At 60.5% G+C, this 12,074-nt stretch carries 9 protein-coding genes; 4 read left to right on the top strand and 5 right to left on the bottom strand.

The genetic code is table 11. The features are described from left to right. Window position 1: 1 nt before the first annotated feature. Window positions 2-1,624 carry an ABC-F family ATP-binding cassette domain-containing protein gene (locus tag IP76_RS06250; RefSeq protein ID WP_054157296.1) on the bottom strand — a complete coding sequence of 541 codons (1,623 nt, stop codon included), beginning with the start codon at window positions 1,622-1,624 and terminating at the stop codon, window positions 2-4. 144 nt (window positions 1,625-1,768) lie between these two features. Continuing rightward, a complete protein-coding gene (locus tag IP76_RS06245) occupies window positions 1,769-5,605 on the bottom strand; it encodes a hypothetical protein (RefSeq protein WP_054157295.1) in 3,837 nt (1,278 codons plus the stop codon). A gap of 823 nt (window positions 5,606-6,428) precedes the next feature. Between IP76_RS06245 and IP76_RS06240 the strand changes: the two genes are divergently transcribed. After that, the gene (locus IP76_RS06240) at window positions 6,429-6,818 is read left to right on the top strand and encodes a group II truncated hemoglobin (protein ID WP_054157294.1); all 390 of its coding nucleotides are present in this window, start codon (window positions 6,429-6,431) and stop codon (window positions 6,816-6,818) included. After that, window positions 6,815-7,192 carry a DUF423 domain-containing protein gene (locus IP76_RS06235; protein ID WP_054157293.1) on the top strand — a complete coding sequence of 126 codons (378 nt, stop codon included), beginning with the start codon at window positions 6,815-6,817 and terminating at the stop codon, window positions 7,190-7,192. The genes IP76_RS06240 and IP76_RS06235 overlap by 4 nt, the downstream gene beginning before the upstream one ends. 44 nt (window positions 7,193-7,236) lie before the next feature. On the opposite strand, the gene IP76_RS06230 is transcribed toward IP76_RS06235, so the two are convergent. The 3 genes from IP76_RS06230 to IP76_RS06220 form a co-directional block, all read right to left on the bottom strand. Further along, complete coding sequence (locus IP76_RS06230) at window positions 7,237-7,617, bottom strand: glyoxalase (protein WP_054157292.1); 381 nt, start codon at window positions 7,615-7,617, stop codon at window positions 7,237-7,239. 310 nt (window positions 7,618-7,927) lie between these two features. Then, window positions 7,928-8,326 (bottom strand): DUF2325 domain-containing protein, encoded by a 399-nt coding sequence (locus IP76_RS06225; RefSeq protein ID WP_054157291.1) that lies wholly within the window; start codon window positions 8,324-8,326, stop codon window positions 7,928-7,930. A 166-nt stretch (window positions 8,327-8,492) separates the two neighbouring features. Next, on the bottom strand, window positions 8,493-8,909 hold the full coding sequence (locus tag IP76_RS06220) for a FliM/FliN family flagellar motor switch protein (RefSeq protein ID WP_197278310.1): 417 nt from the start codon (window positions 8,907-8,909) through the stop codon (window positions 8,493-8,495). Window positions 8,910-9,367: 458 nt separating this feature from the next. On the opposite strand from IP76_RS06220, the gene IP76_RS06215 reads away from it, so the two are divergent. Further along, window positions 9,368-10,729 (top strand): NAD(P)-dependent oxidoreductase, encoded by a 1,362-nt coding sequence (locus IP76_RS06215; protein WP_054157289.1) that lies wholly within the window; start codon window positions 9,368-9,370, stop codon window positions 10,727-10,729. Between the two features lie 27 nt (window positions 10,730-10,756). After that, window positions 10,757-12,070, top strand: coding sequence for an NAD-dependent dihydropyrimidine dehydrogenase subunit PreA (gene preA, locus IP76_RS06210; protein ID WP_054157288.1), 1,314 nt, complete (start codon window positions 10,757-10,759; stop codon window positions 12,068-12,070). Window positions 12,071-12,074: the final 4 nt, after the last annotated feature.

Here is a 12,074-nt window from a genome sequence, read left to right as displayed (position 1 = left end):
CTCAGCTTCTGAGACCGGGGGCCTCGTGCCCACTGCGCTCCACATATTCGGTATAGCCGCCGCCATATTGGAAGACCCCTTCCGGCGTCAGCTCCAGCACGCGGTTCGATAGGGCAGCCAGGAAGTGGCGGTCGTGGCTGACGAAGAGCATCGTGCCCTCATACTGTGACAGCGCCTTGATCAGCATTTCCTTGGTGTCGAGGTCGAGGTGGTTGGTCGGCTCGTCGAGCACGAGCAGGTTCGGCGGATCAAACAGCATGATGGCCATGACAAGACGCGCCTTCTCGCCACCCGACAGTACCCGCACGCGCTTGTCGATATCGTCACCGGAAAAGCCGAAGCAGCCTGCAAGCGCGCGAAGCGGCGCCTGACCCGCGCGCGGGAACGTCGTTTCAAGCATCTCGAAGATGGTCATATCGCCATCCAGAACATCCATCGCATGCTGGGCGAAATAGCCCATCTTGACGCTGGCCCCAATGGTAACCGTGCCCGTATCCGGCTTCGAATCGCCGGCCACAAGCTTCAGAAGCGTCGATTTTCCGGCCCCGTTGATGCCCATGATGCACCAGCGTTCGCGGCGCTTCACCATGAAGTCGAAACCGTCATAGATGACCTTGTCGCCGTAACGCTTGGACACACCCTTGACGTTGATCACGTCATCACCCGAACGCGGCGCGGGCTGGAATTCGAAGGCGACGACCTGGCGGCGCTTCGGCGGCTCGACACGATCGATCTTCTCCAGCTTCTTCACCCGACTTTGCACCTGGGAGGCATGAGATGCACGCGCCTTGAAACGCTCGATAAACTTGATTTCCTTGGCCAGCATCGCCTGCTGACGCTCGAATTGCGACTGCTGATGTTTCTCGTTCAGGGCGCGCTGCCCCTCATAGAAGACATAGTCGCCGGAATAGCTGTTCAGCTGACCGGCATCGATCTCGATGATCTTGGTGACGATGCGGTTCATGAACTCGCGGTCATGCGAGGTCATCAGGAGCGCGCCCTCATAACCTTTCAGGAACTGCTCCAGCCAGATCAGGCTTTCGAGATCGAGATGGTTCGACGGTTCGTCGAGCAGCATCACGTCCGGTCGCATGAGAAGAATGCGGGCCAGCGCCACGCGCATCTTCCAGCCACCCGAAAGCGCGCCAACGTCGCCATCCATCATCGCTTCGGAGAAGGACAATCCGGCCAGCACCTCGCGCGCCCGCCCTTCGAGCCCGTAGCCGTCGAGCTCCTCGTAGCGCGCCTGCACCTCGCCGTAACGCTCGATGATCGAATCCATCTCGTCCATACGGTCGGGATCGACCATCGCCGCCTCAAGCGCGCGCAGCTCGGCAGCAATTTCGCTCACCGGCCCTGCCCCGTCCATGACCTCGGCCACGGCAGGACGACCGGACATTTCACCGACATCCTGATTGAAATAACCAATGGTGACGCCCTTATCGACGGACACCTGACCTTCATCCGGCTGTTCCTGCCCGATGATCATCCGGAAGAGCGAGGTTTTGCCAGCCCCATTCGGACCAACGAGACCGATCTTCTCGCCACGATTGAGCGCCGCAGACGCCTCGATGAAGAGGATGCGGTGGCTAAGCTGCTTGCTGATGTTTTCGATACGGATCATGGAACGGCGCCTGATGGAAGTCGGCGGCCCTTATGTCATGACTGACATCATCTGTCGCAGGGTTTTTGCATCTGCGAACACGAACACAAAGGAAAACGGCGCCCACATGGGGCGCCGTTCACGTGGATGGTGATCAGGGCTCGATCAGAAGTTCTGATAGGCCGTGATGAGAGCTTCGGCCTGCTCCTGGCTGAGCGCCTGGACCTGCGGATCCGTCAGGGCCTCAAGCTGGGCCTGCACGAGCACGCTGGTGATGTCATTGACGGACAGGCCGGCAAGCGCGGAGTTGGAGATTGCCGCCATATCGTCCGTGTCGAACTTTTCCAGGTCTTCGTCTTCCATCGCATCGATCTGGGCTGCCGTCAGGCTGGCCGTCTGATCTGCGGTGAAGGCCTCGATCTGGTCAGCCGACATGGCCGTAATCTGGGCTGCCGACAAGGCCGCAACGGCGGTCTTGCTGAGGCTCGGGATATTGGCGACGCCGATTGCCGCGATCTGGTCTGTCGACATGGCCTTGATCTGGGTTGCCGTGAGGACACCGACCTGATCCGCGCTGAGGTAACCAACCTGATCTTCCGTCAATGCGGCAGCCTGCGTGCCCGTAAGGGCAGCGACCTGGGCAGTCGTCAGCGCCTCGACCTGCGACTGAACAAGAGCAGCAACAGCTCCCGTAGCAAGGCCACCGATCGCCTTGGCGCTGATCGCAGTCACCTGCGCGTCACTGAAGCCCTCGATATCCGCCACTTCAAGCGCTCCGACCTGAGCCGTACTCAGGGCTGCGATCTGCGGTTCCGTGAGGGCAGCGGTCTGGTCATCACCCCAGGCCGTGATCTGGGCGGCCGTGAGGCCGGTTACCGCCTTGACGCTGATAGCCGCGATCTGTGTGGCATCAAATGCGTCCGTCTGCGTCGTCGACATACCGGCGATCTGGGCCGAGGTCAGGGCCCCCATCTGGGCAGTGTCGAAGAACTCCAGCTGCGTCGTGGTGAAGTTGCCAACCTGCGCTGCCGTCATCGCGCCGATCTGACCGGGGGTCAGAGCCTTTACCTGGTCCTCGTCAAGGGCCGCGATAACCAGATCGTCCATGCCAGTGATCGCCTTGGGGCTGATCGCGGCAATTTCCGCAGGCAAGATCGAGTCGAGGTCATCGGCCATCAAGGCACCGACCTGAGCGGATGAGAATGCCGCGAACTGCGTAGCAGTCAGGCCTTCAATGTTCTCATTGAACGTGTCTACCTGTGCCGCCGTGAGACCCGGAATGGCCTTGACGCTGATGGCGCCGACCTGGTCATTCGTCAGAGCCTGGATCTGCGGGCTTGTCAAAGCTGCAACCTGGGTCGAAGTCAGCGCGCCGATCTGATCCGTGGTGAGAAGATCGATGTTGTCCGGATCGAAGGCTGCAACCTGTGCCGCGGTCATGGCCGCGATCTGAGTCGGCTTGAGTTCTGCGAGCTGCCCTGCGGTCAGGGTCGTGATCACCGCCGGATCAAGCGAAGCGATTGCCTTGGCGCTGATGGCGCCCACTTCTGCATCCGAGAACAGAGCAATATCGTCTGTCGTCAAAGCGGCAACCTGTGCGCTGCTGAGTGCACCAACCTGCGCTTCCGTCAGACCGCTGAGCTGGTCATCTTCCAAAGTTCCAAGCTGGGCGGCAGTCAAGCCGGCCACACCCTTGGTGCTGAGTTCGCCGATCTGAGCATCCGTGAGTTCCGCAAGCTGTGCATCGGTGAAGGCACCGACCTGAGCCGCGCTCAAGGCGCCCAGCTGGTCGCTCGTCAGCGAAGCAATCGTGTCGACGGCGAGCGCCGCGATCTGGTCTGCCTTCAGAGCGGCAATCTGAGCCACCTTGAGGGCCGCGACCTGAGCACCGTCAAGATCGGCGATGAATGCGGTGGAAAGACCGCTCACAGCCTTCGAGCTGATGGCACCGATTTTGTCAGCACTCAATTCGTCAACATCGGCAGCTTCGAAGCCGGCCGCCTGTGCTGCCGAAAGTGCACCCAGCTGGTCTTCCGTAAAGCCCGCAACAATCTCTGGCGCAAGCACGCCGATCTGGGCAGCCGTCAAGCCGCTGATCGACTTGACCGAAATCGCACCGATCTGGTCGGCGGTCATGGCACCGAGTTGATCATCGGTCAGAGCCTTGACCTGAACGGCGGAAAGGGCACCGATCTGCTCTTCCGACAGGAAGGGGATCTGCGTCGTGGTGAAGGCCGCGATCTGCGTCGTCTTCATCGCTGCGATCTGCTTGGCCGTCAGGGCTTCGACCTGGTCCTGGTCGAGGACCGCGATGCCTGCATCGACCACAGATGCGATCGCCTTGACACTGATCGCCGCGATCTGGTCCGGGCTGAATGCGTCGATGTCGCCCGACTCGAGGCCTGCAACCTGAAGGGCGGAGAGAGCCGCGACCTGGGCCGTCGAAAACGCGCCGGTCTGATCAGTGCTCATACCGGTGATCTGCGCTGCCGTAAGGCCGGCAATGGACTTGACGTTGATCTTGTCGATCTGCGTATCCGGGATCGCCTGAATCTGAGCGACGGACATCGCCTTGATCTGCAGAGCGGTCAGGGCACCGAGCTGGTCGTCGGTCAGCTTGCTGACCTGGTCAGTCGTCAGGGCAGCCACCTGGGTGGGCTTCATGGCTGCAATCTGCGTTGCGGTCAGGGCGCCCAGCTGATCGTCATCAAGTGCTGCGATGGCAGCATCGGACAGGCCGGTGATCGACTTCGGGCTGATAGCGGCGATCTGGTCGACGCTGAAGGTCGCAATATTCGCGTCTTCGAAGCCGGCAATCTGGACAGCTGTGAGTGCAGCGATCTGGGTGGGCAGGAGTGCGTCGCTCTGGTCGGTCGTCAGGGCGCCGATCTGGTCAGCGGTCAGGCCGGTGACAGCCTTGGGGCTGATGGCGGCAAGCTGCGCACCATCAAGCGCACCGATCTGTGTCGTGGTCAGCGCCTTGACCTGGACGGCCGACAGGCCCCCCATCTGGACGGTCGACAGGCCTTCGAGCTGGGTCGTCGTCAGGACGGCGATCTGGGTTGTCTTCATTGCGCCGATCTGGGCAGCGCTCAAGAGGTCGATCTGGTCATCGGTGAGAGCAGCAACGGCATCGTTGGTGAGACCGCTGATGGCCTTGGCGGAGATCTTCGAGACAACCGCGGCATCCATATCAGCGATGTCGGCGGCCTCGAAGCCGGCAACCTGGGCGGCGCTCAGGGCAGCAACCTGAGCTTCCGTAAAGCCGGCTGTCTGGGTTTCGTCCATGCCGGTGATCTGGGCAGCAGTCAGACCAGCCACAGCCTTCGTGGCAATGGCGCCGATCTGAGTTGCATCAAGGCCAGCGATCTGGGTGGTCGACAGCACCTTGACCTGGGCAGAGGTCAGCGCGCCCATCTGATCGGCGGTGAATGCACCGAGCTGGTCGGCCGTCAAGGCGGCAATCTGGGTCGTCTTCATACCGGCGATCTGAGCGACGGTCAGTTCGCCGATCTGGTCTTCGCTCAGGGCCTGAATCGCAGCATTAGACAGCGCGCCGATAACCTTGGCGCTGATCTTGGCGACTTCACCCGTATCGAGGTCTGCAATGTCAGTGGCATCGAAAACTGCGACCTGGGCTGCGGTCATCGCGCCGATCTGGTCGCCGGTGAGTGCGGAGAACTGATCGGTGTCGAGCGCGCCGACCTGGGTCGCCGTGAGAGCTGCGATCTGCTTGGTCGTCAGATCGTCGATCTTGCCCGCATCGATGGCAGCGATCTGTGTGGTCGTCAGACCCTTGATGCCGGTTACGGAAATTGCCTTCAGCTGAGTTTCATCGAGAAACTCAACATCAGCCTCCAAAGCACCGATCTGGTTCGCGCTGAGGACGGCGATCTGTGCGGCGGACAACGCCTTCACATCCTCCTCAACGAGATTTGTGATCGCGGTGGTGGACATGGCCTTGATCTGGTTGACCGAGAGCGAGGGAATGATCGTCGTCATTAGGAAGCCGCCTTTTAGCGTTGACCAATTTTCGATTGACTCTCCTGCCGTGCGCCGCGTGCGATCCCGAAGGACCTTCACGGGCTCAGGCGCATCCTGCACCTGTAAACGGCTCAGACCGGGGCACTCTCTGCCGCACAGTCCCACTGCTGGACACAGCTTTGAAAGAAAGACATGGCTCGCTCGAGCCCAACCGGGAACGCATCATGCATGCGGGACCAGGTCCCGCTCCCCTCACCTGACCGTCAGCCAATCCGCCATCCGGTCTCTGTCACCCTCCGCGTTCGAAGCAGCAGGCGACACTCGTATCTGCTGCAATCTAGGGCCTGATTTGATAATTTTTTCTTAATCGCCAATAATAGGAAACCGCTGGGGCAGTCTTCATATGACATTAACGGTTCAGAATGGGCCAATCGCCGAGGCGTCGCCGTTTCCTTTATTGTTCAGACAAGGTCAAATCTCAGAATTCGTGATGAAATCCGGATCATAGCTCGATGCGAGCCGCAGCAACTTTGATCGGAGACGCGAGGACATGCAAAGCCGAGCACATGACCCATAATGGGATGATTTCAACTGCAACCAATTTTGGGTGGAACAGTAACGCCGAGGTGAGTGCCGTCTTGCTGCATAGGGCGCAGTTGCCGAAAGCAATCGGTAAGCGTGCCACACGTTAGCTGGCCGCCATCGGCCTGATGCTGCGCGGCTTGGTGGGCACACGCTGACATCGCCCATGCATGCGCCGGATTGCCACATTGGGAAAATGACCGATTGCGCGAAAGCTCGGTTGGCTCCAAAGAAGCCCGATCACAGCGCGGAAATGAGCATGAGCGAAGAAACGATTACCCTTTACCAGGCCATCGGCGGCGACGCGACGGTGAAGGCTCTCACCGACCGCTTTTACGAGTTGATGGACACACTGCCGGAAGCCGCACGATGCCGCGCGATCCATCCACCGGACCTCTCCGGCAGCGCGGAGAAATTCTACGACTACATGACCGGCTATCTGGGTGGTCCCCCGATCTACATGGAAAAGCGCGGCCACCCTATGCTGAGGCGCCGGCATTTCGTGGCGGAGATCGGTCCGGCTGAGCGCGACGAGTGGCTGCTATGCTTCCGTCAGGCACTGGAAGAAACGGTGCACCATCCGAAGCTGCGCGAGCTCATCTTGCCGGCCATCGAAAAACTTGCCCACCACATGCAGAACAAGGAATGAGAATGCAGAGCAAACAGGAAAGCGGATCGGGTCTTCTCGTCAGCCTTGCGGGATTGGTCGGAGCGCTGGGCGTCGCTCTGGCGGCTCTGGCAAGCCACGCTGGTGGCGAAGCCTTGCTCCGGCCCGCCTCGATCATCTGCCTCACCCATGCGCCGGCACTCCTGGCGCTCGGGCTGATCGGCTTGAGGTTGAAGCTCGGATTTGCCGCAGGACTGGGCATCGGCGCCGGCACGCTTCTCTTCTCCGGCGATCTGGTCGCACGCCACTTTCTCGGCAGCGGCCTGTTCCCGATGGCCGCCCCAACCGGCGGCATCACCCTTATCTTGTCGTGGCTTGCCCTGACACTCTCCGGCCTGCTCTCCCGGCGCGGTTAACGCGCTCCAGGCAGAGAGGGTCGAGGGCTCAAGCCTCAGGCGTATCAGTGAGAAATGCCAACGGCATCGGCAAACATCAGCAGATTGCCATGCGGATCCCGGACATGGAAGCGGACGGGATGTTCCTTGTCGCCTTGCGGCATGATCGCATCGATCCCGCGCTCGCGGAGATCACGGTAGAAATCCGCCGGCGCGCCGGTTCGGAAGAAAACCGAAGTGCTTTCGCATTGCAGGGGGTCGTCACTTAACCAGAAGTGCAGTTCCAGACCGTCCCGTTGGACAACCAGATAGTCGTCACAGGCAGCGGCGACTTCCTCGAAGCCGAGGTTGCCGACGTAAAAGTCTCGGGTCTGGGAAAAATCGAGCGAGGGGAGGATCGGTACAGCGTTCAGTGTCGGTCTGGCAATGGTATCGGGAGCGTTCATGCCTTGGGTTCCTGTTTCCCGCGCCGGTGAACGATCCGCACCAAGGCAGCCTAGCGGCGACCTTCGGCGTTTCTGCGCCACCGGGGCGCGGGGAAGTCGATGACGAGGGCCGTGGCCCCCAAGAATCCTCGATACATGGTTCCAGGATTTCGTTTATGCAAGCCCGGTAAAGTGATGATTTCGCAAACCGTCACTTTATTGAAACACAAATGCGTGCTCATGTTTTCCACAGGCGCAACCCCAGGCAATTCGGGCCCTGTTTCGGCACTTATTTCGCGCATTTCAGTCCCATTTTGCGCACGCTCTTCGCTCATCCCTCAGTGCCTCTGTCATTCAAGCTCTGCAGGGCTCGCTCGAGGCTCGACTTCGAACCGTTGCGCAACGGAATAAAGGTCTTGCCGAATTTCTTGCAGCCGCTCTTTACCCTGAGACACGCATCATGGCTGATACAGTCGATGGGGCAGAAGACACAGTCGACCGAGGGCAGTACCGTGTCGATACGGGAAACCGCCTCGCGCAGTCCCCCATCATGATGAATAAGTTCCGCGCCGAAATTGGTGGCGATCTGACGGAGATGCGCAACCTGACAGTCGCGCCCCCCAACATAGAGGAAGCTCTGGATCGGGTCTCGCTTGGACGTTGTCGCTGAGCCCTTACCCCCCGACTTCTCCTGCACCTGCTTCTGCGCCTTTTTGCCCTTCTTGGCCATAATCCCTCCTGAGGTCGGGCCGCAGGAAATGCAACCGCCGACTGAACCGAAGGCGACACTAGTAAACATGACAAAAGGAGTAAAGATTAAATATGAGCGACACACTCATATTTCAACAAATAGCAGCCGACAGATCCGCAGAAGCAAGCCGCCGAGCGCGCCATCATCAAACAGAAGGCGGCGCAATGGATAGAAGCTGAATACCAATCGCCCCATCTTCGGGATCCGCGAATATCTCGCCAAAACCGATCAGTCGCCCATTGAGTTGCAGCTCCACAGGCTGGCCAAATTGACTGTCGAGTCGCAGACGCTCGCCCTTGCTCGCGCCCATCAGCTTGCCGAGCGGCAAGGTTGTCCGTCCCAGGACAGCCACGATCTCAACTGGAATCTCACGAATGTCCACATCCCCGCGGGACGGCTGCGCGCCGGCAACAGTTGCCGCCTGCCCCCGTGCCGCCGGCACCGCCCCTTTTGCTTCGACGGGCCGGTTATCGGCAATCCCGATTCGCCCGGAGGTCCGATCCTCCATCGGAAGCTCAAGCCGTTCAGCCGGGAAAGAGCGTCTACCCAAAGCTTCGCTCATGCGGTCAAATCCCTTTAAGAATGAATAGAAAAACTGGTCCTGAAATCCAAAGTCTCGGGAAGGTGGTCCGCGGCAGATGCTGCCGCGGTCGTCGGCAGGCGGAATGCTTGGCATGACGATAGATCATGCGCTTGACGCAAGGGCGGCGCATCCGCTGGTCGCCGCGCTGCCATCAAGCTTTAACAAACCGCTAAAATAACGAATTAACAATATGTTAGCAGGATAACCGAACATTAAGCGTCACGCAACGGCTGACACAGCACAGCATCATCCCTTTAAGGCGAAAACGGGAGAATCCGGGCGGCGATATCGACCCTCGCACCCAACTCCATCTATAAGCAAAAGCCTTGTGCGGCAGCGCCTCTAGAACTTTGCCCCTCATTTTTTTACCGTTTGATAAAAGTTTGAAGCTGCGTTACGCTCCATCCATCGCTTCGAATATAAAAGAGGGAACTGCGATGCGAAGACTGGAACCGGGCCTTAAAGCCGGGCGGCTTGACGCTGCCGATTATTCGAAAAACTTTTCCGATCTCCACCCACGCTTCGGCGATCACGAGGCACTCGTCGCCTCCGACCGCTGCTACTTCTGTTATGACGCGCCGTGCATGACGGCCTGTCCCACCGCCATCGATATCCCGATGTTCATCCGGCAGATATCGACTGGCAATCCGCTGGGCGCAGCAAAGACAATCTTCGACCAGAACATCCTCGGCGGCATGTGTGCCCGCGTCTGTCCCACCGAAACGCTCTGCGAAGAGGCCTGCGTGCGCAACACGGCCGAGGAACGCCCCGTCGAGATCGGCCGTCTGCAGCGTTACGCCACCGACATCGCTATCGAAGAGGGCCGCCAGTTCTACCGGCCGTCCGCCTCGACCGGTCGAACGATCGGTGTCGTCGGCGCCGGTCCTGCCGGTCTTGCAGCCGCCCATCGGTTGGCCATGCACGGCCACCAGGTCACCATCTATGAAGCCCGCGAAAAGGCCGGCGGCCTCAACGAATATGGCATTGCTGCCTACAAGACGCCCAACGACTTCGCCCAGAAGGAAGTCGACTACATCCTCTCGCTCGGCAATATCGACGTGCTGGACGGTCAGGAGATGGGCGTTGACTTCAAGCTCGCCGACCTCAAGGCCAAGCACGACGCCGTGTTCATCGGTGCCGGTCTGGGTAACGTCAACGGGTTGAACATCCCGGGTGCCGGCATCAATGGTGTGCTCGACGCCGTCGAATTCATCGCCAATCTGCGCCAGGCCGAAAGCAAGGCCGACGTACCCGTCGGCCGCGACGTCGTCGTCATCGGCGGCGGCATGACTGCGATCGACGCCGCCGTTCAAGCCAAGCTCCTCGGCGCCGAAAACGTGACCATCTGCTACCGCCGCGGCAAGGAGCACATGAACGCCTCGGTGTTCGAGCAGGATCTTGCGACCTCCAAGGGTGTGCACATCCGCCACTGGCTGCAGCCGAAGGAAGTGGCCCATCACAGCGGGCACTGTTCGGCAATTACCTTCGAATATACCCACCTCGAAAACGGCATGATGAAGGGCACCGGCCACACGACCGAGATCAAGGCTGACCAGATTCTCGTTGCGATCGGCCAGAAGCTCGACGGCCAGGGCCTGGATGGCCTCAAGATTGAAGGTGGCAAGATCGCCATCGACGCGGAAGGCCGCACCTCGCTTCCCGGCGTCTGGGCCGGCGGCGACTGCGCCTTCGGAGGCCAGGACCTGACGGTGTCTGCCGTCGCCATGGGCCGCGATGCGGCCGAAAGCATCAACCGCTCTCTCGCCGTCATGACGGCGGGCGCATCCGCCGTCGCATGACGCACCCGCTTCGAGAGGATTTGAACAATGGCTGATCTTCGCAATAACTTCGTCGGCATCAAGTCGCCCAACCCCTTCTGGCTGGCCTCCGCCCCGCCGACCGACAAGGCCTACAATGTCGAGCGCGCCTTCAAGGCGGGCTGGGGCGGCGTCGTCTGGAAGACGCTCGGCTCCGAAGGCCCGCCGGTCGTCAACGTCAATGGCCCGCGCTATGGCGCGATCTGGGGCGCTGACCGCCGCCTCCTCGGCTTGAACAACATCGAGCTGATCACCGACCGTCCCCTGCAGATCAATCTGCAGGAGATGAAGCAGGTGAAGATGAACTGGCCGGACCGGGCGCTGGTCGCCTCAATCATGGTCCCTTGCGTCGAGGAAGAGTGGAAGGCGATCCTGCCGCTCGTCGAAGAGACGGGCGCAGACGGCATCGAACTCAACTTCGGCTGTCCGCACGGCATGTCCGAGCGCGGCATGGGCGCTGCCGTCGGTCAGGTGCCGGAATACATCGAAATGGTCGTGCGCTGGTGCAAGCAATACACCCGCATGCCCGTCATCACCAAGCTGACGCCCAACATCGCCGACATCCGCAAGCCGGCGCGTGCGGCAAAAGCCGGTGGCACGGATGCCGTCTCGCTGATCAACACGATCAACTCGATCGTCTCGGTTGATCTCGACAGCTTCGCCCCCTCGCCCACCGTCGGTGGCAAAGGCACCCATGGCGGCTATTGCGGCCCGGCCGTCAAGCCGATCGCGCTCAACATGGTCGCCGAGATCGCCCGCGATCCGGAAACCTATGGCCTGCCGATCTCGGGCATCGGCGGCGTCACCACCTGGCGCGATGCGGCCGAATTCCTCGTGCTCGGCGCTGGCAATGTCCAGGTCTGTACGGCGGCCATGACCTATGGCTTCAAGATCGTCCAGGAAATGATCTCCGGCCTCAACGACTGGATGGACGCCAAGGGCCACCGGAGCCTCGACGACATCTGCGGTCGCGCGGTGCCCAACGTCACCGACTGGCAGTATCTCAACCTCAACTACATCGCCAAGGCCCGCATCGATCAGGATGCCTGCATCAAATGCGGCCGCTGCCACATCGCCTGCGAGGACACCTCGCACCAGGCGATTACCAGCATGGTCGATGGCGTCAGGAAGTTTGAGGTGATGGAAGACGAATGCGTCGGCTGCAACCTTTGCGTTAACGTCTGTCCGGTCGAAAACTGCATTACCATGGTTGGTCTCGATGCAGGGACGCTGGACCAGCGCACGGGCAAGCCCGTAGACCCGCAGTATGCCAACTGGACCACACATCCGAACAACCCGATGGCCGTGCAGGCTGCGGAGTAAAAGC

Source organism: Rhizobium sp. AAP43, from assembly GCF_001296045.1.
In the GTDB taxonomy this organism is placed as follows: Bacteria; Pseudomonadota; Alphaproteobacteria; order Rhizobiales; family Rhizobiaceae; genus Allorhizobium.
Note: the sequence above shows the minus strand (reverse complement) of the source record. Positions and strands in the feature narration are given on the sequence as shown.